The organism is Collinsella sp. LCP19S3_H3 (genome assembly GCF_052119145.1).
Classification (GTDB): domain Bacteria; phylum Actinomycetota; class Coriobacteriia; order Coriobacteriales; family Coriobacteriaceae; genus Collinsella.
This window is the reverse complement of sequence record NZ_JBQKFW010000009.1, coordinates 81,248-104,442: the sequence shown is the minus strand read 5'-3', so window position 1 is coordinate 104,442 and position 23,195 is coordinate 81,248. Positions and strand designations below refer to the sequence as shown.

The window sequence follows — 23,195 nt, the reverse complement described above, 5'->3', positions numbered from 1 at the left end:
GCCATGCCCTCATGCAGGAGGGCTAGCCGCTCAAAAAGCGTGCGCGCTTCCGATGCTCAGGCTGCTCAATTTCCGATGATCTTTTTGCTCAAATCCTCTTGACGAAACACACTCGCGAAGAGAACTAATAGCCCCTCGCCTATCGAATGCCGGCGGACGGGGTGCCGGGGCTGTAGTCTTCCGAGCGTTTGCAGTCCTGTCACTCCGTCCGCCGGCATTCGACCGCAACATGTTGGTCAAGCATAATCTTTTGGATTCTTTTCGCGTGAGCGGCTTGGTTTTGGTAGGATTTGTCGGCGGCTTGACTAGGGGGTTTTATAACTGCCTTGCAGGTAGCCGCGTTGGTAACGTTTTACCGACTTGCCAAGAAACCCTCATAATTAATGTGTCTGTAAAATGACCAATTGCTTTGACCTGCTGAAACACTATATGTTGTGTTTGACCTAAAAAAAGAATACAGGATATAGAGGCGTCTTTGTCGTATGATAGATGGCGGACAGAGAACGAAGACCTTGTTCGTCCCATTTGGACACGCCTTTGAGCCGCTTGATCGGCCGCGAGGATTGTCCGCATGAGGACCTATGGTTTATCGAGAACACAGATTGCGCGACGGCGCCGCAAGACAGGGACAAGCCCTGCCAGGCATCGTTTGGCTCTGAAGCGCAATGGGATTACGACGCGAAAGAGGCAAGAGGATGAAGATCATCAAGCGCAGCGGTACCGAGGTTGCCTTTGACATCGATAAGATCGTCAATGCGATTCGCGCCGCCAACTTGGAGGTCGAGGAGGGCTCTCGTCTTACCGACCGCCAGGTGATCTACGCGGCGCAAAACGTCGCCGAGGCATGTGAGAAGGCCGGCCATACCGTATCGGTCGAGGAGATCCAGGATCTGGTCGAGGACGAGATCATGCGTCTCGACTGCTACGAGGTCGCTCGCCGCTACATCATCTATCGTTATGTTCAGAGCCTGAAGCGCCAAAAGAACACGACCGACGACAAGATCCTGTCGCTGATCGAGTGCAATAACGAAGAAGTTAAGCAGGAGAACTCCAATAAGAATCCGACCGTCAATTCCGTTCAGCGCGACTATATGGCCGGCGAGATTTCCAAGGACCTGACCCAACGCGTGCTGCTGCCCCAGGAGATCGTGGATGCCCATAATGAGGGTCTGATCCATTTCCACGATTCGGATTACTTTGCCCAGCACATGCACAACTGCGATCTGGTGAACCTGGAGGACATGCTCCAGAACGGCACCGTTATCTCGGGCACGCTGATCGAGAAGCCGCACAGCTTCTCGACCGCCTGCAACATCGCGACGCAGATTATCGCCCAGGTTGCTTCCTCCCAGTACGGCGGTCAGTCTATTTCGCTGACCCATCTCGCCCCGTTCGTTGAGGTGAGCCGTCAAAAGATTCGCGGCGAGGTCGCTCGCGAGCTTGAGGAGCTCGGTGTTTCGGCATCTGCCGAGAAGGTTCGCGAGGTCGTTGAGGAACGCCTGCGCGATGAGATTCGTCGCGGCGTCCAGACGATTCAGTATCAGGTCGTGACCCTTATGACCACGAATGGCCAGGCGCCGTTCGTGACGGTCTTTATGTATCTCAATGAGGCCCGTACGCCCCAGGAGAAGCACGACCTTGCCATGATTGTGGAGGAGACGCTTCGTCAACGCTATGAGGGCGTTAAGAACGAAGCCGGCGTGTGGATCACCCCGGCGTTTCCCAAGCTCATCTACGTGCTCGAGGACGATAACATCCGCGAGGATTCGCCGTACTTCTATCTGACCAAGCTCGCCGCCAAGTGCACCGCCAAGCGCATGGTGCCCGACTACATCTCCGAGAAGAAGATGCGCGAGCTCAAGCTGTCTAAGGGCGAGACCGCCGGCAACGGCGATTGCTATACCTGCATGGGTTGCCGCAGTTTCCTGACGCCCGACCGTTCGGGCAACGGCTATAACAATGTCGCCAACGCTCTGAACTATGACCCGACCAAGCCTAAGTACTATGGTCGCTTTAACCAGGGTGTTGTGACCATCAACCTGCCCGATGTCGCGCTGAGCTCGCATCAGGACATGGACAAGTTCTGGAAGATCTTCGATGAGCGCCTTGAGCTGTGCCACCGCGCCCTGCTGTGCCGTCATGAGCGCCTGATGGGCACGCTTTCGGATGCTGCGCCGATTCTTTGGCAGTACGGTGCCTTGGCGCGCCTTAAGAAGGGCGAGACGATCGACAAGCTGCTCGTGGGCGGCTATTCCACCATTAGCCTGGGTTACGCCGGTCTGTATGAGTGCGTCAAGTACATGACGGGCCACAGCCACACCGAGAAGGAGGGCACGCCGTTTGCCATGGCCGTCATGCAGCACATGAACGACAAGTGCGCCGAGTGGAAGGCCGAAAGCGATATCGACTTCTCGCTGTACGGCACCCCGCTTGAGTCGACGACCTACAAGTTCGCCAAGTGCCTGCAGCGCCGTTTCGGCATTATCCCGGGCGTGACGGACAAGGGCTACATTACTAACAGCTATCACGTCCACGTGTCCGAGGAGATCGATGCCTTCGACAAGCTTAAGTTTGAGGGCATGTTCCAGCAGCTTTCGCCGGGCGGTGCTATCTCCTACGTTGAGGTTCCCAACATGCAGGACAACCTCAAGGCGGTCATTCGCGTAATGCAGTACATCTACGACAACATCATGTACGCCGAGCTCAACACCAAGAGCGATTACTGCCAGGTGTGCGGCTATGACGGCGAGATTCGCATTGTCGAGGACGATGGCAAACTGGTGTGGGAGTGCCCCAATTGCGGCAATCGTGACCAGGAGAAGATGAATGTCGCCCGTCGCACGTGCGGCTACATCGGTACCCAGTTCTGGAACCAGGGTCGAACCGAGGAGATCCGCGACCGCGTGCTGCATCTCTAATAACCATCCCAGGCTGCCCCGTAGCGAGGCCCCGGACCTTTACTCGCTATTTCGGACAGTCCTGGCTCACGACGGAGGCGCCACTGGCGCCTCCTGTTCGTGCGGAACTCATATCGAGCAAAGGTCCGGGGCCTCGCTACGGGGCAGCCAAGTTGATGTAGCCGAGATGCAGTATGCGGTCTGCTCACTCCTCGAAGTTCTTAGCGGAAATAATTCGAGCTGCAGCTACGATTTACTTGCGATGGCGGTTGAGCCGCAACCCAGTTTTTATTGGACCTCGAACCCCATACTCGATGTTCGCTTCGTTTACCGAGTGTCGCTCGCGAGGGATCTGGAGCATATCGTCCCGCCCGCAGTTTCGCAGGCCGAAGGCCGAGAATGTTTGAGGACGGGATGATATGCTCCAGACCCCCAGGAAGGTTACCTATGAATTACGCGAACATTAAGTATTTCGACATTGCTGATGGAGAAGGCGTTCGTACCTCTCTGTTTGTGAGTGGGTGCCGTCGTGGGTGCAAGAATTGTTTTAACTCCGTCGCGTGGGACTTTGCCGCGGGTGAACCGTTCGATCGTGCCGTCGAGGACAAAATCATCGATAGTCTTGATCATCCCTTTATTGATGGCCTGACGATTCTGGGCGGGGAGCCTATGGAACCCGAGAACCAGGCGGGGCTCGTTGATTTTATCGAACGCGTGCGTGCGACCTATCCTGTGGAGTCTGGGAAGACCATTTGGTGCTTTACCGGTGACGTGCTCGAGGAACTAATGCCGGGTGGCCGTCACCATACCGACGTGACGGACCGTATCCTTGCTTGCCTCGACATGCTGGTAGACGGTCCGTTCGTTCAAGATCTGCACGATATCTCGTTGCGCTTTAGGGGCTCGAGCAATCAGCGCGTGATCGACATGAACGCCACGCGCGCTCGTGCTGCGCGCGAGGGCGTTGCGCTTTGCGACGCTGTGGAGCTTTGGCGGGACGATCCGGTCTATTCGACCCATACTATGTAGCTGGAAGAGGTTGCGTGCCAGCGTGGTACCATAGCGCGAACGCGAAATCGAAAAAAGTGAGGCCCAGATGGTCGATCAGGAAAAAGTCGAGACTGCTATTAAGCTGCTGCTTGAAGGTATAGGCGAGGACCCAACTCGTGAGGGCCTGCTGGAGACCCCGGCACGCGTCGCCCGTATGTATGGCGAGATTGCCGGCGGTATGGGCCAGAGTGCCGAGGAGCACCTGTCCAAAACCTTTGCCGTCGCTTCGAACGATTTGGTTATCGAGCGCGACATTACGTTTTACTCGCTGTGCGAGCACCATCTGCTGCCGTTTTATGGCAAGGCTGCGATCGGCTATATCCCTAACGGTCGCGTGGCGGGTCTGTCTAAGCTTGCTCGCACGGTTGAGGTGTATGCCCGTCGTCTGCAGCTGCAGGAGCAGCTGTGCGCGCAGGTTGCCGATGCCCTCATGGAATATCTTGCTCCCCAAGGGGCGATCGTGCTGATGGAAGCCGAGCATATGTGCATGACCATGCGCGGCGTGCAAAAGCCCGGTACCAAGACCGTAACGCTTGCTCGTCGCGGTGTCTTTGAGACCGATCCCGCGCTCGAGGAGCGATTCTTTAGGATGCTGGACCGCTAACCATGAGAGTCGTCAACGACTTTACATCGAAGACCGATGAGGGGACGCCGCGCCGCGGTTTTATGGCTTCGGGCCTGACTCCCTTTGGCGCCATGCCTCGCATTGATTACATTTGTGCCAACGGGCTGTTCCGGCGGCACCTGGGCAACATTGCACAGTTGGAATCGGGGCGCATCTTCTGCCGCCACGGTATTGACCATCTGCTGGATGTCGCGCGCATTATGTGGATTAAGAATCTTGAGGAACAGCTCGAATTTGACCGCGAGGTCATCTACGCCACGGCACTTCTTCACGATATCGGCAAAGATGAACAGTATGAATCGGGTATATCCCATGATGTTGCAAGCGAGCGCGTCGCTGATGCGATTCTTGGCGGCATGCCCGATGGCGTGGCATTTGATCCGGCCGATGCCGCGGCCATTAAGACGGCCATTTTAGGCCATAGAAAGCTGCGCGTGAACAGCCAACCGCTTGAACGTCTGCTCTATGCAGCCGACAAAGCATCGCGCGCCTGCTTTGCATGCCCCGCGCGCAATGCCTGCAACTGGAGCGATGATAAAAAGAACCTGTCGATTCGCGTGTAGTTGGTTTGCGCGGTCGGGGTTCTAAACGAAGGAGACGATCGCGATGACCAACAAGAAACTGCCCGAGAATGCAACCAAGACTGAAGGCGCCGAGCTCGCCCGCCGTGGAAGGGGTGAAATATCCACCGCAACGGCGGTGCCCCACGTGAGCTATGACGATCTGCGCCATGCCGATCGCATCACCGTTGAAGGTCTTGAGGTCTTTGCCAACCACGGCGTGTATCCCGAGGAGAACGCCCTGGGCCAGAAGTTCATCGTGTCCTTGGTGCTCTATGCCGACCTGCGTGCAGCAGGGGAGCACGATAACCTGGATGCCTCGATTGATTACGGCTCGGTGTGCCACGATGTCGATGGCTATCTGCGCGAGCATACGTTTAAGCTCATCGAGGCCGCAGCCGAGGGCGTGGCCCAGATGCTGCTACGTCGTTACCCCCTGCTGCTCGGCGTGCGTGTTAAGCTCGATAAGCCTTGGGCGCCCGTCGGTCTTCCCCTGGCAAGCTGCGGTGTCGAGATCGAGCGCGTGCGCTAACCGGTTCTAATACGTCTCTATGGGTGGCTGCTTGAGCCGCTGCGACAGAGCTCTATTGTTGGGGCAGTACGTGTCGAGCAGGGCGTGAAACCGCTGATTGTGGCTTGGCTCGAGCAAGTGGACGAGCTCGTGGGCGACAACCATGTCAAGGCACTCGACGGGGTAGGCGGCAAGCTCGCGTGCGATGCGAATGGCACCGGTTTTGGGCGTACACGAGCCCCAGCGCGTTTTCATGCTGCGCACGGAAACGCGGGAAGCGGCGATACCCATTGCGATTTCGTATGTGCGCACCATATCGTGCAGCGCCGTGGTGACCTCGGATGTATAGAGCTGGTCGATGCGGGCTTGGAGCTCATCGGGCGTTAGGCCGTCGAGGGCCGTGCGCTGCTTTGCCTGCGCGCGCCCACTTGGCTCGTCGGTACCCATAAAACTTGCGAAGGTGGCCTGTTTGGGTCGCGGTGCGGGTGATGCAAAGTTGTGATCGAGCGCATCTTGTACCGTGATGGGCTTGCCCCAAAGCGCAATGATGGACGAGGGGCTGAGCGGCTCTCGCTCCGTCGCCTGACGTTGCTCGCGCTGGGCAAGTCGGCTGATAATCCAGGCGCTGTTGCGCTTCACAAATGCTTCGATACGCTCGCGGCTGGCACCGAGCGGCGCACTGGCGTGGACCTCACCGCTCGATGTGACGCGTAGGTTGAAGTTCTTGACACGCTTTTTGGTAACGACGACGGGGATGGGCATCCCATCCGGTCGGGATACGGAAATCGTAAACTGCTGCGTCAAAAGCGGTCCTTCAGATTGGGGACGGGCCGGCATGTCGACCGTTCGGCATGCCGGCCCGCTCAAGGGATGTGAAATTAATAACGCTCAAAGAAGGCAAGCGCGTTGTCGCTGCAGAGCTTTTGCATCACGGTCTTGCCAAAATGCTTGGAGAGCATGTTCTGGAACTCGGGCATCTTGCTGGCATCGGAGAGGAAAGCGGGCACCGTGGCGCCGTCCCAGTCGCCGCCGAGCGCGATGACGTCCTCGCCGCCCAGGTCGAGCCAGTGCTCGATATGTGCCGCCAGCTGATCGAAGGTGACGTCTGAGGCGGTCTTGTCGGTTGCGTCGTTGGAAAGGAACTCGCTGCAGTAGTTGAGGCCGACGATGCCACCAGTGTCGCGAATGGTGCGGAACTGGTCGTCGGTAAGATTGCGTTTGGCGCCGCAAACCGCACGGGAGTTGGAGTGGCTGGCGACGAAGGGACGCGTGGCGCGGACGGCGACCTCGTCAAAGCACTCATCGTTGAGATGGGAGACGTCAAGCACCATGCCGGCGTGCTCCATCTGCGTAAGTGCCTCGATGCCGGCGGCGGTGAGGCCGGCGTGGGTATCGTGTCCGCTCGCGAGCGGCCCCTGCGCGTTCCAGCTGAGTGACGACATGAGTACGCCCAAGCTCTTGAGCACCTCGATCAGCGCGGGGTCCTCGGCAAAGAACGTGGCGTTTTCGATGGTGTGGATGCAGGCGACCTTGCCGTCCTTGAGCGCAGGGCGAATGTCAGCGGCGCTGCGCACGTTGACCATGCGATCGTGGTTGAGCATGGCCTGGCCGCTCATATGCGCCATGATCTGCGCCTGGAAGCGCGCAGCGTGGGCGGAGGGAATCTCGTCGGGGATAAACGTGGCGAAGCACTGTGCCCACGGTGTGTTGCCGATCTTTGCGAGCGAGATGGCGCAGGCGTTGCCCTCGATGAGGTCGAAATCTTGCGGATGCGTCTCGTCGCCGGGGAAATAACCGTCGGTGCCGGCGGTAAAGCGCAGGTCGAGATCGAGCGTGGCCCAGCCGATGCGGTCGGCGGTGTCACAGTGCAAGTCAAATACGGGATATGCCATGGTTCCTCCGGTTGCAGCGTTTCTTTGCAAACTGTCTTCGAATTGTATGACTAGGGTATAGTTAGCGCCATACGTTCATGGCGGCCCGCGTTGTGTGCCGCCCTTATCACGGAGGTTTCCATGTCCAACCAGGGCAAGAAGGTCAAGACTCATTATCGCGGCACGCTCGACGACGGCACGCAGTTCGATAGCTCCTACGATCGCGGCGAGCCGCTGGAGTTCACCTGCGGTGCCGGTCAGATGATCAAGGGCTTCGATGCCGCCGTTGTCGACATGCAGGTGGGCGAGAAGAAGTCCGTGCACATTCCTGCTGCCGATGCCTACGGCGAGCACAATCCCGAGATGGTTATCACCTTCCCGGTCGAGCAGGTTCCCAACATCGAGCAGATCGAGAAGGGCATGAAGCTCTTCCTGTCCACGCCGAGCGGCATGCCTGTCCCTGCCGTTGTCATCGATGTGACGCCCGAGGCCGTGACGCTCGATGCTAACCACGAGCTGGCCGGCAAGGATCTCAACTTTGATATCGAGCTCGTCGAGGTCGAGGATTAGAGTATGCCTGAACGCTTGGTTTCGACGACATGCTTGGGAAATCTCAACGATCCGTCCTATGAACTCCTGCTTCGTCGGGAGCTGGGCGGCATCTTTGAAGTTGACGAGCTGCTTCTCGATTGGGACCAGGCTGATGTATGCGCGTTTGCGGGCGTGACGGAGCTGGGGCGCACGGTCGATGTTCGGCTGGATACTGCCGACGGCAGTCGTCTTGCCGACGGCGACGTGCTCGCCATCGACCGTTCAGGCATGGTGCCCGTGGCGGTTGTCGTGCGCCTGCGCAGCGCCGAGGTTTATTTGGTCGAAGTCGACCGCATGGATCCGATTGCGCTCGCGCATGCGTGCTGGGAGATCGGCAATATGCACGCGCCGCTTTTCCGAGGCGATTCGGACGAGCATACCGTGCGCATGTATACGCCGGTGCAGCCTGTTTTGGGCCGCATGCTCCGGGGCGTCGAGGGCGTTATGCTCTCGGTGGTTACCCGTGAACTCGATACGGACCGGCGCTTTGCGTCGAGTGCGGCGGAGGTCGTCGTGAGTATGGCTCCCGACTTTACGATCGTAAAAAAGGCGCGCGGTTAACGTGCGTATGAGCAAGACGGACTTTGAGAGGCAGCTATTCAAAGTCCGTCTTGCTGTTGATGAGGTGCTGTGGGGGAAAGCATATGGGTCTTGAGGGAATCAAGCTGATTGCATGCGATTTGGACGGCACGTTGCTGCATCCGGGGGAGTGCGAGCCGCGTTCCGAGGCCTTTGAGCTCATCGATGAGCTGCATCGTCGTGGCATCGTGTTTATGCCGGCGAGCGGCCGTCAATATGCGAGCTTGCGCTATCTGTTTGCCCCGGTGGCCGATGAGCTCGCCTATGTATGCGAAAACGGAGCCCTCGTGATGAGCGAGGGGCGTGCCGTTGTCAAGCGTTCCATGGAGCGTAACCTTGCTATGGATATCGCGAATGCCGTGGTTGCGTATCCCCATGCCGACGTGACCCTTTCCTGCGAGGGACACCTCTACACCATAAGCGGCAACGATGCATTCGTCGACCATTTGCGCTACGAGGTCCATTGCGATGTGGCGGTGGTCGACCGCCCCGAGGACATCGACGAGGACGTCATTAAGATCGCGTTTCAAACGCCCGAGACAGAGCAGCCGGCGGCGCTGGAGTATTTCGTCCGTCGCTTTGGCGACCGGGTCGATGTGATGACGTCGGGAACCGAATGGACCGACTTTATCGGCTTTGATTCGGGCAAGGGGTCCGCGCTTGCCGATTATGGTCGTGCGCTGGGGATCTCACCTAACGAAACGATGGCGTTTGGCGATAATGAAAACGACCGCGACATGCTCAACGTGGTGGGCCATCCCTATCTGATGGAGAGCTGCAATCCCAGTATGCGCGGTATCAACGACCGCGTCCGTTACGTGCGCACGGTCGAAGAAGAGCTGCGTCGCCTACTTGCTGAGTAGACATTTTGGACATGCCTGGAAATCTTTCTTTTGCCGCAATCGGTGAAAAAGTTGTTTTTAAGGCATGTCCCAAAATCTACCTACAGTTGGGGCAGAGGCCCTCGAAGATGGTGTAGTGCGAGCTGACGCTCCATCCGATTTGTTCGGATGCCCTGGCGTCGAGCTGGGTATTGAAGGGGAGCGGCACATCGATGACGCGGCCACACGAGGTGCAGATGATATGCGCATGCGGTTCGATGGCACGATCGAAGCGGCTGCCGCCCGGCGTTTTAATCGAGAGAATCTCCCCGGCATCGGCCAAGAGATTGAGGTTGCGGTAAACCGTACCGCGGCTGATTTTGTCATCCTGTTCACGCACAGCGTTGTAGATCTCTTCGGCGGTGGGATGGTTGTAGCTTTGGCGCACGGCATCAAGAACTAGCTTTCGCTGCCTGGTATTCCTTCTTTGCACCGCCATGCGCCTCGCCTCTTTTCTATTAACGGTCGTAGGTAAATGATACCGTATTTAGCACACAATACTAATAATGAGGAGTGAAACCGTCTTCATTGGCAAGTGGGGCTCGGACCTGGGCGTCTACGAGGCGAAAACGCGTTCCCATGCGCTCGTAGGAGGCATGAAGCGCCTCGAGATGAGATAGGATGTTTGCCGGAGCTCCCTGTATCTCCATCTCGACTGAGCCGTCTTCCATGTTACGCACCCAGCCGGTGAGTGCGCGTGCCTGCGCGAGGTTGGTGTTGGTAAAGCGAAAACCAACGCCTTGGACCTGTCCCTCCCAGCGCAGGAAATAGCGCAGGGGAGTGTCTTGAGTGGCCTCGTCGCTTGCGAGCACAGTAAGCCTGCGGCGCAGCTCGAGCTCGACACCAGAGGGCTTTTGGGGCTCGCGGCTGCCGCCGGCGACGCCCGAGAAAAGCTTGTCGAAAATACCCATCGCTAGGCCTGCTTGACAGAATCGGCGGGGAAGGTAATGCCGGTCTGTTGGCGCACGGCATCCATGATGCGCAGCGAGGCAAGCGTGACATCGCGATAGTGGCCAAGCTCGTGACGTCCCGCCGGGGTCTCCCAAATCTCTTCCTTGACGTTATCGATGCCGCCGATGGCGGTGATAAAGTCTGCGAGTTCGTATTCCATGGTGTTGCTCGATTTGGGCAGGTCGAGCACGCGGCCGTTGTTGCTCTGTTCGCGCGGCGCCTCGGTCGCCGAGCCGCGTACGACATCGCCGCGATAGTCGATGCGGACGTTGCGGGGCGTGGACAGATGGTCAATCTGGATAGTGCCACGCTCGCCTTCGATCTGCGAGGGCAGTAGGTCATTCGTAATTTTGGAGTGCGCGAGCTCGACGGAGATACGGCCACCGCCGTAGCTGGCGAGGATGGAACCGCAGCCATCGATGGGGCCATGGGTGAGCTCTTGCGTGGTGGGGTCGAGCAGAGTAGCCATGCTCGTAAGGCCGGAGGGCATGCCGAAGATCTCGACCATGGGCTCGACGGTGTAGACGCCAATATCCATGAGGGAACCCGATGCCATATTGCAGTCGAAGATATTGGTGGCGCGTCCCGCGAGAACCTCGTTGTAGCGTGAAGAATACTTGCCAAAGCGCAATGAGGCGCGGCGGATGGGGGCGATCTCGCCCAGGGCGTCCTCGATGGCGTGGAAGGCGGGATCGTGGAGGGGACGCATGGCCTCGAGGGCCACGACACCTGCTGTCTCGGCGGCGCGGAAGACTTCCAGCGCCTGCGCCTCGGTGGCGCAGAAGGGCTTCTCGACGATGACGTGCTTGCCACTGGCGATGCAGGCAAGGGCCTGCTCGTAGTGAAGTGCGTTTGGGCTGCCGATATAGACGGCGTCGACGTCGGCGGCTGCTGCAAGCTCATCAAGTGAAGTAAAGTTTCGCTCGCCGCCGTGCTCGGCAGTAAAGGCGGTGCCGCGCTCGGCGTTGCGCGAGAGCGTGCCTACGAATACAGCCTGGTCGTTGGCATTGACGACCTGGATAAAGTCGTCGGTGATCATGGATGTGCCGATGGTTGCGATGCGCAGCATACGTCCCCCTTGCGTTGTTTTGGTCTACAGGATGAGTGTAGCGCGTGGGGATATAAAGCTGCGCGAAAACGCTATTACAGGTCGCTCTCGTTAAAGCCGGTGTCGATATCGAGGTTGACTCCATCGGCCGCGGTGGTGGCGAGCTCGTCGCAGCGCTCGTTGAGCTCGTGGCCGGCATGCCCCTTAACCCAGATGAACTCCACCTTATGCTTGCTCTTTGCGGCAAGCAGGCGCTCCCACAGGTCGCGGTTCTTAACGGGCTGCTTGTTGGCAGTTTTCCACCCGCGCTTTTTCCAGCCGTCGATCCAGTGCTTGTTAAAGGCGTTGACGACGTACTGCGAGTCGGAGTGGACCTCGACCTCGCAGGGACGGTTGAGTGCCTCGAGCGCCACGATGACCGCCATGAGCTCCATGCGGTTGTTGGTGGTCTTGGCGTAGCCACGCGAAAGCTCGGAGGTGAAGGTCTTGCCGGCGGGGTTGGTGTATTTGAGCACGGCGCCGTAGCCACCGCGTCCCGGATTGGATCGAGCCGAGCCGTCGGTATAGATGATGACCTTCACAGACTTCCTTTCGTCGAGTTCCTCTCTTGCGGCTGTCTATTGTATCGCCGGTCCATCCTGTTTTATGCGAGGCGCGCCGCTCCACAAGGATGGTGGAGACGTTGTCGCCAAGAAAGATGGGCGACCTGAATTGTCAAGAGCTAGAGGGCTTTTAGATCTGCCATTTCTATTCCGTCCCCAAATGGTTGGTTTTCGTGGATGATGCGATCGAGTTCGTCGAGGTATTGCCGCAGCAGGGGAGAGGGCTTGCGCTCATCGTGCATGATGTAGCCCACTCGCATCGTTGGAGCGTCTGCCAACGGGATCGATGCCATGCCCCATTGCATTTCATTGGAGAGGACACCGGTCGACAAAGTGTAACCGTTCGACGTGATGAGCAGATTGGTGAGCGTGCCACGGTCGGAAACGCGGATGTTGCGGTCGCAGGGGATATAGCTAAACGGCTCCTCGGCGTAATAGAAGGAGTTTGAGGTCCCCTGCTCAAAGCTGTAGCGCGTATAGGGCGTAAGGTCGGCAAGCGATAGCTGGGGGCGGCGTGCGAGCGGATGGCGCTCGCTAACGAAGACGTGGACCGTTGCATCGAAGAGGGGATGGAAGCTTGCGCGGGCGTCGGCGAAGGCCTTCTGCAGGACGCGGGCGTTAAAGTCATCCAGATACAGAATGCCGATATCGCTGCGAAATGCGCGGACGTCGTCGATGATCTGTGACGTGGTGGTCTCGCGCATGATGAACTCAAACTTACTGTCGCGGCAGCGCTCGACGACGTTGACAAATGCCTCGACCGAAAAAGCGTAGTGCTGGGCCGAGACGGCAAGGCGTGCCTGGGGTGTGCCGCCGTCCTCGTAGCGGGCCTCGAGCATATCGGCCTGCTCTACGACCTGGCGCGCATAGCCTAAAAGCTCGGTGCCGTCGTTGGTGAGTGTGACGCCGCGGCTGGAGCGCGTAAAGATTTCCAGACGGAGCTCCTGCTCTAGGCTTTTGACGGCGTTGGAGATATTGGATTGCGCGGTATAGAGGCGCTGAGCTGCGGCGTTAATTGAGCCGGATTCTGCCACGGCGATAAGAAAACGAAGCTGCTGGAGGGTCATCGGCACCCGTCCTTTCGATAGCTATCTAAAAAACCGATAACAGGTTAGCGCTTTTAAGTGATTGACCGCGCGAAACAATGCTCGTACTATTCAAAACACACAAAGGCGGTAGGTAATTAAGCCGACCACGAGAACGGGATGTCAAAAGGAGGACCGCATATGAACTGCTTACTAAGACGAATGCCGGGCTCCTGCTTGCGCCCGTCGGCGTGATCAGGAGACGGCGACTTACTTCTCTTACTCTTATTACTTTTGTTCGATCAAGGAGATCATCATGAGCCAGTTTATCAACAACCCCGAGCACACCTTTGGTTTCGACACCCTGCAGCTGCACGTTGGCCAGGAGAGCGCCGACCCCGCATCCGATTCCCGCGCCGTGCCTATCTACCAGACCACGAGCTATGTGTTCCGCAACTCCCAGCACGCCGCTGACCGCTTTGGCCTTGCCGACGCCGGTAATATCTACGGTCGTCTGACCAACTCCACCCAGGGCGTCTTTGAGGACCGCATTGCCGCGCTCGAGGGCGGCGTTGCCGGCCTCGCCGTCGCCTCTGGCGCCGCCGCCATCACCTATACCCTGCAGGCCCTCGCTCAGGCCGGCGACCATGTGGTGGCCCAAAAGACCATCTACGGTGGTTCCTACAACCTGCTGGAGCACACGCTCTCCCAGTTTGGTGTCGAGACCACCTTCGTCGATGCCCACAACCTGGACGAGGTCGAGGGCGCCATCAGGGACAACACCACGGTCATTTACCTCGAGACGCTCGGTAACCCCAACTCCGATATCCCCAACATCGACGCTATCTCCGAGGTCGCTAAGAAGCATGGTCTTCCGGTTGTTGTCGATAACACCTTCGGCACCCCGTATCTGTTCCGTCCGCTGGAGCACGGCGCCAACATCGTCGTTCACTCTGCAACTAAGTTTATTGGCGGCCACGGCACCTCGTTGGGCGGCGTGATTATCGATGGCGGCAACTTCGACTGGAAGGCGAGCGGCAAGTATGCGCAGATCGCCGAGCCCAATCCCTCCTACCATGGCGTCTCGTTTGCCGAGGCCGCCGGCCCCGCTGCCTTCGCGACCTATGTCCGTGCTATCTTGCTGCGTGACGAGGGCGCCTGCATTAGCCCGTTTAACGCCTGGGTCCTGCTCCAGGGCACCGAGACCCTGTCGCTGCGCGTTGACCGCCATGTCGAGAACACCAAGAAGGTCGTTGAGTTCCTGATCGGTGACGGCCATGTTGCCAAGGTGAACCACCCGAGCCTGCCCGAGCACCCCGACCATGAGCTGTACCAGAAGTATTTCCCCCGTGGCGGCGCCTCGATCTTCACCTTCGAGATCAAGGGCGGCCAGGAGGCTGCTTGGAAGTTCATCGACCACCTGCAGGTGTTCTCGCTGCTCGCCAACGTAGCCGACGTCAAGTCGCTCGTCGTGCACCCGGCTACCACCACGCACTCCCAGCTCTCTGCCGAGGAGCTTGCCGAGCAGAACATTACGCCCTCTACAATCCGTCTTTCCATTGGTACCGAGAACGCCGAGGACATCATTTGGGATCTGAAGCAGGCCTTTGCCGCGCTGGACGAGTAGGGCGACTTGTGCAAGGGCCCCTTGCGACTCGATAGGTATAACTGCATAAAATGCCTGCTCAAGGTGCCTGCGCGAACAATGGTTGTGCAGGCGCCTTTTTTGCATAGGAAGGGCGCTATTACAGGGTTTTTGGCATGCTTTATGCATGCGAGTTGTGGAAAACTCCTGTTGAGAGGATGTGAGTTTTACGCAAATGACGTGCACCTTTTGAGAAAAACCGCAGGTCGCGATTTACTCGGGGTACTATGCAGCGCGATCGAATCACACGCAGCTTAAACGCAGCAAAAACTCACTACGGAGGTTTCCAGCTACATGAGGATCGATTCACGAAAACCGAAGGCCGCCGCCCTTTCTGCCACGCTTGCCGTGGCGCTTTTAGTGGGTGCCGGCGTAACCGATGCCCACGCGGCAACACTGTCCGACGCGGTCGGATCAACGCCGTCCGAGGCGACCCTGATGCAGCCCGTCGACTATCGTAGCGACGGCTTTGGCTCCATGCAGGAGTGGAACGCCTCGATGGGGGCCAAGCGCGATTCCCTAGAGGTCCGCGCGCAGATCATCATGAACATGTACGGTGACTATGCCACCGATGACGAGCGCGCTGTACTGCAGGGTTGTATCGACGGTGCGGGCAGTCTTTTGACGATGGAGGAGGTCGACGCGAAGTCGGCCGAGCTCGACGAGCTTCGCTCCACGCTCGAGGATGCTAAGCGCGAGGCGCTCGAGGCTGCGGCCGTCGAGGCAGAAGCTGCCGAGGCCGTTCAGGCTTCGTATTACAACGCCGGCTCCGGCTCGTCTTACGCGTCTGCTGCGTATTACGCGAACGGCTCGGGCCTGACGCGCTCGAGCGGCGTCAATAACTACAACGGTCGTCGCGAGACCTATTACAGCAGCAACGTGTTGTATCACCACCGCACGGGTGAGTGGACGCTGGATTCCGAGGGCTTTTGGCGTGATTCCGACGGCTACTACGTGGTGGCTGCGAGCGATAAGTCCCAGGGCTCGACCTTTACGGGCTCTAAGGGCGAGTGCAAGGTCTACGATTCAGGCTGCGCAGCCGGAACTACCGATTACTACACCGGTTGGTAATCTGTCGGCATCGATTGCACATGATGGACGGGCGTCTTTACTGAGCTTTCGGGCAATGTAAAGTCGCCCGTTTTTATATGCATTTGGGTTAACAGAGCCCTTACCGTGGCACTACGTTGGGCATATGGGCGCGGGGCACACTAAGTCATGAGAAACAAGGTCTTTCTCGTGGAGGAAGTGATCCCATGAACGCTCGAGATGTCGCTATTGCCGTCGTTGCCCTTTTGATCGGATGTCTTGGTCCGACGGCGGCGTTAGTTGCCGGCTTGCAGTCCACTACGGGTGCTGCTCCTGTGGTTGTGAGCGCCTTGATTGCAGCGGCGCTGTTGGGAAGCGCCGGCGTGGTGCTTTGCCGCGATGACGAGGACGAGGTCCCGGAGTCGCAAAACGAGCCTCAGTTTTAGCCTCGGCCTAAATGCGACAGGCCTTCGCGAGCGATGGGATCCTCGCGAAGGCCTGTCTGCTTACATTGCGCGCGTCGCCGTGCGGGCGAGGCTACCAGCTGCTTTCTATTTCGCGAATCCTCTGGTAGAGCCAATCGTTTTGCGGCACTTGGATATCGTGTTTGGCGGCCAGGCGGCAGATGGTGCCCGCGAACTCCTCGACTTCGGTTTTACGTTGTGCGATGCGGTCCTGCGCCATCGAGGGCATGCCGGCGGGGTCGATTCCCTCGATGAGGTGCACCATCTGCGTCAGGTCTGCCTCGGTAAGCTCAACGCCCTCGGCGTTGGCGACCGCAAGTGTCTCGCGCATGGCGGAAACAAAGCAGCGACGCTGCTCGGAGTCCTGTTCCGTGGCGCTCCCGTAGGTCCCGCCATAGGCCATGCAGGTCTGGTTGATGCCATCGTTGAGCATGAGTTTGGCCCACATGCGGTGCGCAATGTCGCTCTCGACGGTATGGGCGATGCCGCAGCGCGTGTAGAGCTCATCGATGGCGGTGACGGTTGCGGGCTCGGTGCCTGCTGCCGCGCCAAAGCGAATCTCGCCCGCATTGGTAAAGGTGAGCGCGCCGTTAAGGAATACGGCGTCCATGCCCTGGCAGATGCCCAGGACGGTGTGCTTCCAGCCAAAGCGCTCGGCTATTTTTTGCTCGCTCGTAATGCCGTTGCACAGCGAGGCGATGAGCGTGTTGGGTCCCACGACGCGCTCCATAGTCTTGAGTGCTTGGTTGAGCCCCGTCGTCTTGACCGTGAGAATGACCAGATCGGCGGGCGTTGCCTCGCTGGCGCGGACGGACTTGAGCGTGCAGGGCTTTCCGTTGACGGTGAGCGCATCGCCCACGTGGCGCTCGAAACGCGCGTCATCCATGACGTATTCGACGGCGTCATTGCCGAGGGCCTTGGCAATCATACTGCCGTAGAGCAGGCCGACGCCGCCCTTGCCGATAAAGGCGACCTTGTTGATCTGCATGTGAATCATCTCCTCACAAAAAGGCGCCCGCATATGGGGCGCCTGATGGATTGTATGCCGCTGGGGCATGTGGCGTACACCGGAGGCTGAATTTAGAAGAACAAATGCATGGGAACTTATGCCGCGGGGCAGATGGCAAAAACGCGCGCGGGATAACCAACGCCATCGCGCACCTTGGGGAAGGTGCAGAAGATGACGGCGCCTGTGGCGGGAAGCTCGTCCAGATGGTCCATGACCTCGATCTGGTAACGGTCGACCGAGAGGATGCATTGTTCGCCGGGATAGGGGTAGGCATCCTCGCGTGTGGTCACGCTCGCCTCCTTTCATCGGGCTTTTTGCTGATGTTAAAGCGGTGCCGTGACAGCTCGATTTCTGCTGCGTTACGATACGTTCTCGATTACGATTCCACGATGTTTCGGCCGCGTGACCATTGTGTTTCGCCTTGCCGGGGCGCTGATGGCGAAGGGAGGGGCCGTGCAATACCGCGTTGACCCCAAAAGTGGTAACCGAATATCCGCTCTCGGTCTGGGCTGCATGAGATTTCCCGGTGCACCGGGACGTCCGGATGCGAAGACAGCCGACGCCATCATTTCCCGTGCGGTGGAGCGAGGGATAAATTATCTGGATACGGCGTACCTTTATCCCGGCAACGAGGCGTGTGTGGGCGCCTCGCTTGAGCGCTTGGGACTGCGCGACCAGGTGCTGCTGGCGACGAAGTTGCCGCACGCCTCGTGCAAGTGCGCGGAGGATTTCGACCGCATCTTCGATGAGCAGCTGCGTCGGCTGCGGACCGACCATATCGACTATTACCTCATGCACAACATCACCTCGCCCGCCCAGTGGGAACGTGTGGTGGCGTTGGGCATCGAGGACTGGATCGCGCGTCAAAAGGCGGCGGGGCGCATTCGCCAGATTGGTTTTTCGTATCACGGCAGCGCGGCGGATTTCCTGACGATGCTTGACGCATATGACTGGGATTTTTGCCAGATACAGTACAACTATGCCGGCGAGCGTTACCAAGCGGGAACGGCGGGGCTCATGGCCGCCGCCGAGCGAGGCCTCGCGGTGTTTGTGATGGAGCCGCTTTTGGGCGGACGCCTGGCGGGCAAGCTGCCGCCGCGGGCCCGCGCTGTGCTCGATGACGCCCGTGACCCGCATTTGTGCACTCCTGCCGCTTGGGGGCTTTCGTGGGTGTGGAATCATCCTCAGGTGACGATGCTGCTTTCGGGTATGACCGATACCGCGCAGGTGGATGAGAACGCGGCGTTGGCCGATCGGGCCCTGCCGGATTCGATGACAGCTACTCAGCTCGATGCCATCGCACGCGTGCTGACGGAGTTTGAAAAATCGAATCGCGTGCCCTGCACGGGATGCGGTTACTGCATGCCGTGTCCTAAAGGCATCAATATTCCTGGATGTTTTGCCGCCTACAACGCAAGCTATGCGCACAGCTGGTTTACGGGTCTATCGCAGTATTTTACGGCGAGTGCGGTGCGCACAAGCGAGCCCAAGTTGGTGAGCAATTGCGTCAAGTGCGGCAAATGCGCACGCCACTGCCCGCAGCACATCGATATTCCCGAGCGTCTCGACGATGTGCGCCGCCGTTTTCAGCCTGGACCCGTGACGGCGGCGCTTAAGGCCTTCGGCAAAACGCGCTCCTGATGCCCCTTTTATAACTTGCGGTGGAATAGTTCCTGTTTGCGGCAGAATAAGGCATCAACAGGAACTATTTCACCGTAACTGATGAGGGGGAGCTGGGGATGCTGACGATTGGGTGTCACCTATCCACGACGAAGGGCTATCGGGCGATGGGGGAGACGGCGCTATCCATTGGCGCCAATACCTTTGCATTCTTTACGCGCAACCCGCGCGGCGGCAAGGCGAAAGACCTTGACATGGATGACGTGGCGGCCCTGCGCGAGCTTATGGAACAAAACGATTTTGGTCCCCTCGTGGCCCATGCTCCGTATACCTATAACCCCTGCTCGGCCAAAGAGCGGGCGCGCGAGTTTGCCCTGGAGGCCATGGCTGAGGATCTGCAGCGTCTGGAAGCGCTGCCCGGTAACTACTACAATTTCCATCCCGGTGCGCATGTGGGACAGGGCTCCGACGCCGGCATTCAGATGATCGTCGACACCCTGTGCCAGGTGATGTTTGAGGGCCAGCAGACGACGGTACTGCTCGAGACCATGGCTGGCAAGGGCACCGAGGTGGGCCGCAGCTTTGAGGAACTGGCGATCATCATCGAGGGCGTTGCTGACAGGCGCCCCGAGCTGTCGGCCAAGCTGGGCGTTTGCCTGGACACCTGCCATGTAAATGACGCCGGCTATGATATCGTCCAAGATCTTGACGGTGTGCTCGACGAGTTCGATCGTGTGGTGGGTATCGAGCGCCTGCGCGCTGTGCATATCAATGATTCCAAGAATCCCCGCGGTGCCCATAAGGACCGGCATGAGTGCATCGGCAAGGGTTACCTCGGCAGCGAGGAACTTGGCGGTGGAATGCAGGTTATGCAGAATATTGTATCGAATAGCCGCCTGCGATCACTGCCATTCATTTTGGAAACGCCGAACGAACTTGCAGGTTATGCGGCTGAAATTAAACTGTTAAGGTCATTGCAGCAGTAATGACTGTCATAAAGTGGAGTGTTCCATTCACGTTATGGGTTTGTTTCAATCAGTTTTCTAATTGCAGATTCTCTCACGCGGGTGCATAATAGCCCTCAGTTTTTGCAGGCCCCTGAATCACATGGGGCCATTGGAAGGAGACTGATTATGAAGCTGAAGAAGCTTGGCGCATTTGCCGCCACGGGCGCCATGGCGCTTGCCCTCGCACTGACGGGCTGCGGCTCGTCCAACGCCACCTCTGGTTCTGATGCCGGTTCCAGCAGCTCTGACGACGCTAAGGTCGAGAAGGTCGACGGCTCCAAGGAGTACGCGCTCGTCAAGGACGGTACGCTGACCGTCGGCACCTCTGCCGAGTACGCTCCGTTTGAGTACAAGGATGACAACGGCGATTATCAGGGCTTTGACCTTGAGCTCATCAAGGCTATCGGCGACAAGCTGGGCCTGGATGTCGAGTACGTCAACAACGACTTCGACACGCTCGTCCCCGGTGTCGCTTCGGGTACCAAGTATGACGTCTCCATTGCGGCTATCACCGACACGCCCGAGCGTGAGAAGGAAGTCGCTTTCTCCGATTCCTACTACATGGACGATCAGGCTATCGTGACCAAGGTCGATAACACCGACATCACGGCCGACAATTACAGCGAGAAGCTCAACAACGCCGACGCTACCATCATCGTCCAGTCTGGCTCGACCGCCGAGGCCTTTGCCCAGGAGAACTTCCCCAAGGCCAAGATCGTCCCCTACAAGGACGCTACCGAGTGCTTCAGCGCCCTGCAGTCCGATAAGGGCGATGCCGTAGTCACCAACCGCTCCGTTGCGAGCCAGCTGACCGCCGAGCAGTTCAATACCTGCCACACGGTTAAACAGATCAGCACCGGCGAGGAGTACGCTATTGCCATCAACCAGGGCAACACCAAGCTCAAGGACGACATCAACCAGGCCATCAAGGACCTGACCGACGACGGCACCGTTGACGCCCTCATGGCTAAGTACAACATCAAGTAAACAGATACTTGATTGCGTGTGGGCCCTTTCCGTTTAGCGGAGAGGGCCTTTGCGCTTCTTTCGACGGAGAGTGTTTCCGTCTCTTTTTGCCGGCAACTTCTACGATAGGAGCCACCTTGTCTCGACTGAACAAAGGGGCCGCTGAGCAGCGTTCTTCACTACCCGCCTTGCTCCAAAAGCTAGCCTGTGTCATGGCCGTGGCGCTCGCGCTGGTGTGCGTGGGGGCATCTGCGCCCTCGACTGCCCAAGCGCTTGAGACCGCAAAGATTACCGCCCGACCCAACACCGGTTCGGGCAGCGATGTGGTCGGCGGCACCGAGACACGCATTACCTGGGAAGTTCAGGCCGATGCCGACGAGGAGCTGAGCGGTCTTTCGCTGACGTTTGTCGACGGCACGACGTTTGGTACCGATGACACGCGATTGACGATGCTCTCGGGCGAGGACCTCATGGATCGCACACCCATGAAGCCCACGTGCACGGCTGATGGCCAGACGCTCAAGATCGACTTTGGCGAGACGGCGCCTGCCGGCGGCTTTTTCCGTGTCGAGGTGTACGGCGTGACCTTCCCCGTCGAAGGCGGCGACGAGGCCTTTAGCGGCACCTATACGCTCGCCGACGGTTCGACCAAGAAGATTTCCAAGATTCCTTCCGTCGAGATTAAGGGCGTGACGGCCTTCGATAACTTCCAGGCCGATCTTAAGGAACAGCCGTGGGTCGAGGCTTGGAATTCCAATATGTTCCTGCGCCTGTTCTTGAACCCGGTCATTTTGGTCCAGAGCCTGCCGGTCGTATTTAAGGGCTTCCTTATGTCGCTCTCGATCGTGCTTGTGGCGTTTCCGCTGGCAATCCCCTTTGGCTTTGCCTTGTCGCTCATGCGCATCTCCAAGTCGCGCATCCTGCGCTGTCTTGCCGGCATCTACGTGAATATCATCCGCGGTACGCCGGCGTTCCTGCAGATCTATATCGCGTTCTTTGGCCTGCCACTTGCCGGCGTCAAGGTGGACGACTACGTCTTGGGCGTTATCGTCATGGCCATGAACTCGTCTGCGTACCTGTGCGAGATCTTCCGTGCCGGTATTCAGTCGATTCCCAAGGGCCAAAACGAGGCTGCCCGCTCGCTGGGCATGAATGCCTTCCAGACGTTGCTTTACGTTATGATTCCGCAGACGTTCCGCAATGTCCTGCCTACGCTGACCAGCGAGTTTATCCTGCTTTACAAGGATACGTCGCTGCTCGCCGCCGTGGGCGTGGTCGAGATCGTCATGAATGCCCGCACCATCGTGGCGACGACGGGCTCCATCACGCCGTATGTGGTTGCCGCCCTGTTCTATCTGGTCATTACCCTGCCGCTTGCACGCTTGGTGAGCGGTCTTGAGGCGAGACTTCTGGGGACGGCCGAAACCAAAAAGAAGCGTCCCACCAAGAGCGCCGGACAGGTTGTCGCGACACCCGCCGATCATATTGCAGGTCTGTAAGGAGGTTCTATTATGAGCGAAACCAATAACTCGAACGAGGTCGTCGTCAGCATCAAGAATCTCCAGAAGGCCTTTGGCGATAACGTGGTCCTGCGCGACATCGATCTGGATGTGCACAAGGGTGAGGTCGTCGTGGTCCTGGGCCCCTCGGGCTCGGGTAAGTCGACGATGCTTCGCTGCATTAACCGTCTTGAGGAGCCCACGAGCGGCTCGATTGTCGTCGAGGGCGTGGATGTGTGCGCCAAGGGCGTCGACCTCAATAAGGTGCGTACGCACTTGGGCATGGTGTTTCAGCAGTTCAATCTGTTTCCGCACCTGTCGGTCAAAAAGAACGTCATGCTTGCGCAACAAAAGGTGCTCAAGCGCAGCAAGGAAGAGGCCGAGAAGATTGCCGTCGAGGAGCTGACCAAGGTCGGTCTGGCGGAGCGCATCGATTTTATGCCGAGCCAGCTTTCGGGCGGCCAACAGCAGCGCGTGGCCATCGCCCGCGCCCTGTCGATGAATCCGCACGTGATGCTCTTTGATGAGGCCACGTCGGCGCTTGACCCCGAGCTCGTCCGCGACGTTCTGGGTGTCATGCGCGATCTTGCGCGTGAGGGCATGACGATGATTGTGGTGACGCACGAGATGGGCTTTGCCCGCGACGTCGCCGACCGCGTCGTCTTTATGGACGGCGGCGTTATCGTGGAGGAGGGTACGCCGAGCGAGGTCTTCGACCATCCCAAGAGCGAGCGCACCAAGGCGTTTTTGGGCAACATCTCGTAG

At 58.6% G+C, this 23,195-nt stretch carries 25 protein-coding genes; 16 read left to right on the top strand and 9 right to left on the bottom strand.

The annotated features are described in order from the left end of the window. Positions 1-695: 695 nt before the first annotated feature. The 5 genes from nrdD to folB all read left to right on the top strand — a co-directional run bounded on the left by nrdD (position 696) and on the right by folB (position 5,664). A complete protein-coding gene (gene nrdD / locus ACTQZF_RS06415) occupies positions 696-2,918 on the top strand; it encodes an anaerobic ribonucleoside-triphosphate reductase (RefSeq protein WP_441554847.1) in 2,223 nt (740 codons plus the stop codon). Positions 2,919-3,344: 426 nt separating this feature from the next. Then, positions 3,345-3,926, top strand: coding sequence for an anaerobic ribonucleoside-triphosphate reductase activating protein (gene nrdG / locus ACTQZF_RS06410; protein ID WP_441554846.1), 582 nt, complete (start codon positions 3,345-3,347; stop codon positions 3,924-3,926). Positions 3,927-3,993: 67 nt separating this feature from the next. Next, entirely contained in the window at positions 3,994-4,551 is a 558-nt protein-coding gene (gene folE / locus ACTQZF_RS06405; protein ID WP_427795955.1) for a GTP cyclohydrolase I FolE, read from the top strand. A gap of 2 nt (positions 4,552-4,553) precedes the next feature. Further along, positions 4,554-5,135 carry an HD domain-containing protein gene (locus ACTQZF_RS06400; RefSeq protein ID WP_441554845.1) on the top strand — a complete coding sequence of 194 codons (582 nt, stop codon included), beginning with the start codon at positions 4,554-4,556 and terminating at the stop codon, positions 5,133-5,135. Positions 5,136-5,178: 43 nt separating this feature from the next. Then, a complete protein-coding gene (folB, locus tag ACTQZF_RS06395) occupies positions 5,179-5,664 on the top strand; it encodes a dihydroneopterin aldolase (protein ID WP_427718610.1) in 486 nt (161 codons plus the stop codon). A gap of 6 nt (positions 5,665-5,670) precedes the next feature. Here folB and ACTQZF_RS06390 read toward each other — a convergent pair whose 3' ends face one another. Both ACTQZF_RS06390 and ACTQZF_RS06385 read right to left on the bottom strand, forming a co-directional pair. Further along, on the bottom strand, positions 5,671-6,447 hold the full coding sequence (locus ACTQZF_RS06390; protein ID WP_441554844.1) for a M48 family metallopeptidase: 777 nt from the start codon (positions 6,445-6,447) through the stop codon (positions 5,671-5,673). Between the two features lie 74 nt (positions 6,448-6,521). Beyond that, positions 6,522-7,535: a dipeptidase gene (locus tag ACTQZF_RS06385; protein WP_441554843.1), complete on the bottom strand. Its 1,014-nt coding sequence runs from the start codon at positions 7,533-7,535 to the stop codon at positions 6,522-6,524. Between the two features lie 120 nt (positions 7,536-7,655). On the opposite strand from ACTQZF_RS06385, the gene ACTQZF_RS06380 reads away from it, so the two are divergent. The 3 genes from ACTQZF_RS06380 to ACTQZF_RS06370 all read left to right on the top strand — a co-directional run bounded on the left by ACTQZF_RS06380 (position 7,656) and on the right by ACTQZF_RS06370 (position 9,547). Further along, the gene (locus ACTQZF_RS06380; protein WP_441554842.1) at positions 7,656-8,084 is read left to right on the top strand and encodes an FKBP-type peptidyl-prolyl cis-trans isomerase; all 429 of its coding nucleotides are present in this window, start codon (positions 7,656-7,658) and stop codon (positions 8,082-8,084) included. A gap of 3 nt (positions 8,085-8,087) precedes the next feature. Beyond that, on the top strand, positions 8,088-8,666 hold the full coding sequence (locus tag ACTQZF_RS06375) for an urease accessory protein UreE (RefSeq protein WP_441554841.1): 579 nt from the start codon (positions 8,088-8,090) through the stop codon (positions 8,664-8,666). An 83-nt stretch (positions 8,667-8,749) separates the two neighbouring features. Next, a complete protein-coding gene (locus ACTQZF_RS06370) occupies positions 8,750-9,547 on the top strand; it encodes an HAD-IIB family hydrolase (protein ID WP_441554840.1) in 798 nt (265 codons plus the stop codon). 76 nt (positions 9,548-9,623) lie between these two features. Here ACTQZF_RS06370 and ACTQZF_RS06365 read toward each other — a convergent pair whose 3' ends face one another. The 5 genes from ACTQZF_RS06365 to ACTQZF_RS06345 all read right to left on the bottom strand — a co-directional run bounded on the left by ACTQZF_RS06365 (position 9,624) and on the right by ACTQZF_RS06345 (position 13,233). Continuing rightward, positions 9,624-10,004, bottom strand: coding sequence for a Fur family transcriptional regulator (locus ACTQZF_RS06365; protein ID WP_427718597.1), 381 nt, complete (start codon positions 10,002-10,004; stop codon positions 9,624-9,626). Between the two features lie 61 nt (positions 10,005-10,065). Next, positions 10,066-10,476: an acylphosphatase gene (locus ACTQZF_RS06360; RefSeq protein ID WP_427795950.1), complete on the bottom strand. Its 411-nt coding sequence runs from the start codon at positions 10,474-10,476 to the stop codon at positions 10,066-10,068. Positions 10,477-10,478: 2 nt separating this feature from the next. Then, a complete protein-coding gene (locus ACTQZF_RS06355) occupies positions 10,479-11,585 on the bottom strand; it encodes a Gfo/Idh/MocA family protein (RefSeq protein ID WP_441554839.1) in 1,107 nt (368 codons plus the stop codon). A 74-nt stretch (positions 11,586-11,659) separates the two neighbouring features. Continuing rightward, positions 11,660-12,145 carry a ribonuclease HI gene (rnhA, locus tag ACTQZF_RS06350; RefSeq protein WP_427727777.1) on the bottom strand — a complete coding sequence of 162 codons (486 nt, stop codon included), beginning with the start codon at positions 12,143-12,145 and terminating at the stop codon, positions 11,660-11,662. 140 nt (positions 12,146-12,285) lie between these two features. Then, entirely contained in the window at positions 12,286-13,233 is a 948-nt protein-coding gene (locus ACTQZF_RS06345) for a LysR family transcriptional regulator (protein WP_427747969.1), read from the bottom strand. Between the two features lie 274 nt (positions 13,234-13,507). Between ACTQZF_RS06345 and ACTQZF_RS06340 the strand changes: the two genes are divergently transcribed. From ACTQZF_RS06340 to ACTQZF_RS06330, 3 genes are all read left to right on the top strand, one after another. Next, on the top strand, positions 13,508-14,818 hold the full coding sequence (locus ACTQZF_RS06340) for an O-acetylhomoserine aminocarboxypropyltransferase/cysteine synthase family protein (RefSeq protein WP_427727780.1): 1,311 nt from the start codon (positions 13,508-13,510) through the stop codon (positions 14,816-14,818). A gap of 312 nt (positions 14,819-15,130) precedes the next feature. Further along, on the top strand, positions 15,131-15,907 hold the full coding sequence (locus ACTQZF_RS06335) for a hypothetical protein (protein WP_427793856.1): 777 nt from the start codon (positions 15,131-15,133) through the stop codon (positions 15,905-15,907). A gap of 185 nt (positions 15,908-16,092) precedes the next feature. Next, positions 16,093-16,311: a hypothetical protein gene (locus ACTQZF_RS06330; protein WP_154517389.1), complete on the top strand. Its 219-nt coding sequence runs from the start codon at positions 16,093-16,095 to the stop codon at positions 16,309-16,311. 91 nt (positions 16,312-16,402) lie between these two features. On the opposite strand, the gene ACTQZF_RS06325 is transcribed toward ACTQZF_RS06330, so the two are convergent. Both ACTQZF_RS06325 and ACTQZF_RS06320 read right to left on the bottom strand, forming a co-directional pair. Beyond that, entirely contained in the window at positions 16,403-17,317 is a 915-nt protein-coding gene (locus ACTQZF_RS06325; protein ID WP_441554838.1) for a ketopantoate reductase family protein, read from the bottom strand. Positions 17,318-17,433: 116 nt separating this feature from the next. Continuing rightward, positions 17,434-17,628 carry a hypothetical protein gene (locus ACTQZF_RS06320; protein WP_441554837.1) on the bottom strand — a complete coding sequence of 65 codons (195 nt, stop codon included), beginning with the start codon at positions 17,626-17,628 and terminating at the stop codon, positions 17,434-17,436. A gap of 163 nt (positions 17,629-17,791) precedes the next feature. On the opposite strand from ACTQZF_RS06320, the gene ACTQZF_RS06315 reads away from it, so the two are divergent. The 5 genes from ACTQZF_RS06315 (at position 17,792) to ACTQZF_RS06295 (ending at position 23,195) form a co-directional block, all read left to right on the top strand. Continuing rightward, complete coding sequence (locus tag ACTQZF_RS06315; protein ID WP_441554836.1) at positions 17,792-18,979, top strand: aldo/keto reductase; 1,188 nt, start codon at positions 17,792-17,794, stop codon at positions 18,977-18,979. A 98-nt stretch (positions 18,980-19,077) separates the two neighbouring features. Further along, complete coding sequence (locus tag ACTQZF_RS06310; RefSeq protein ID WP_441015815.1) at positions 19,078-19,944, top strand: deoxyribonuclease IV; 867 nt, start codon at positions 19,078-19,080, stop codon at positions 19,942-19,944. 147 nt (positions 19,945-20,091) lie between these two features. Next, positions 20,092-20,952, top strand: coding sequence for an ABC transporter substrate-binding protein (locus ACTQZF_RS06305; RefSeq protein ID WP_118345556.1), 861 nt, complete (start codon positions 20,092-20,094; stop codon positions 20,950-20,952). Between the two features lie 167 nt (positions 20,953-21,119). Continuing rightward, positions 21,120-22,430 carry an ABC transporter permease subunit gene (locus ACTQZF_RS06300; protein WP_117763786.1) on the top strand — a complete coding sequence of 437 codons (1,311 nt, stop codon included), beginning with the start codon at positions 21,120-21,122 and terminating at the stop codon, positions 22,428-22,430. A 12-nt stretch (positions 22,431-22,442) separates the two neighbouring features. Then, positions 22,443-23,195, top strand: a complete 753-nt coding sequence (locus tag ACTQZF_RS06295) for an amino acid ABC transporter ATP-binding protein (protein WP_441554835.1) — start codon at positions 22,443-22,445, stop codon at positions 23,193-23,195.

Excerpts from the sequence above, each read along its gene's own strand:
- ACTQZF_RS06325 (WP_441554838.1), bottom strand. The coding sequence starts at position 17,317 with ATGCAGATCAACAAGGTCGCCTTTATCGGCAAGGGCGGCGTCGGCCTG.
- folE (WP_427795955.1), top strand. The coding sequence starts at position 3,994 with ATGGTCGATCAGGAAAAAGTCGAGACTGCTATTAAGCTGCTGCTTGAA.
- ACTQZF_RS06335 (WP_427793856.1), top strand. The coding sequence starts at position 15,131 with ATGAGGATCGATTCACGAAAACCGAAGGCCGCCGCCCTTTCTGCCACG.
- nrdG (WP_441554846.1), top strand. The coding sequence starts at position 3,345 with ATGAATTACGCGAACATTAAGTATTTCGACATTGCTGATGGAGAAGGC.
- ACTQZF_RS06400 (WP_441554845.1), top strand. The coding sequence starts at position 4,554 with ATGAGAGTCGTCAACGACTTTACATCGAAGACCGATGAGGGGACGCCG.
- folB (WP_427718610.1), top strand. The coding sequence starts at position 5,179 with ATGACCAACAAGAAACTGCCCGAGAATGCAACCAAGACTGAAGGCGCC.
- ACTQZF_RS06385 (WP_441554843.1), bottom strand. The coding sequence starts at position 7,535 with ATGGCATATCCCGTATTTGACTTGCACTGTGACACCGCCGACCGCATC.
- ACTQZF_RS06360 (WP_427795950.1), bottom strand. The coding sequence starts at position 10,476 with ATGGGTATTTTCGACAAGCTTTTCTCGGGCGTCGCCGGCGGCAGCCGC.
- ACTQZF_RS06345 (WP_427747969.1), bottom strand. The coding sequence starts at position 13,233 with ATGACCCTCCAGCAGCTTCGTTTTCTTATCGCCGTGGCAGAATCCGGC.
- ACTQZF_RS06305 (WP_118345556.1), top strand. The coding sequence starts at position 20,092 with ATGAAGCTGAAGAAGCTTGGCGCATTTGCCGCCACGGGCGCCATGGCG.
- ACTQZF_RS06380 (WP_441554842.1), top strand. The coding sequence starts at position 7,656 with ATGTCCAACCAGGGCAAGAAGGTCAAGACTCATTATCGCGGCACGCTC.
- ACTQZF_RS06340 (WP_427727780.1), top strand. The coding sequence starts at position 13,508 with ATGAGCCAGTTTATCAACAACCCCGAGCACACCTTTGGTTTCGACACC.
- ACTQZF_RS06330 (WP_154517389.1), top strand. The coding sequence starts at position 16,093 with ATGAACGCTCGAGATGTCGCTATTGCCGTCGTTGCCCTTTTGATCGGA.
- nrdD (WP_441554847.1), top strand. The coding sequence starts at position 696 with ATGAAGATCATCAAGCGCAGCGGTACCGAGGTTGCCTTTGACATCGAT.
- ACTQZF_RS06365 (WP_427718597.1), bottom strand. The coding sequence starts at position 10,004 with ATGGCGGTGCAAAGAAGGAATACCAGGCAGCGAAAGCTAGTTCTTGAT.
- ACTQZF_RS06375 (WP_441554841.1), top strand. The coding sequence starts at position 8,088 with ATGCCTGAACGCTTGGTTTCGACGACATGCTTGGGAAATCTCAACGAT.
- ACTQZF_RS06370 (WP_441554840.1), top strand. The coding sequence starts at position 8,750 with ATGGGTCTTGAGGGAATCAAGCTGATTGCATGCGATTTGGACGGCACG.
- ACTQZF_RS06355 (WP_441554839.1), bottom strand. The coding sequence starts at position 11,585 with ATGCTGCGCATCGCAACCATCGGCACATCCATGATCACCGACGACTTT.
- ACTQZF_RS06295 (WP_441554835.1), top strand. The coding sequence starts at position 22,443 with ATGAGCGAAACCAATAACTCGAACGAGGTCGTCGTCAGCATCAAGAAT.
- ACTQZF_RS06310 (WP_441015815.1), top strand. The coding sequence starts at position 19,078 with ATGCTGACGATTGGGTGTCACCTATCCACGACGAAGGGCTATCGGGCG.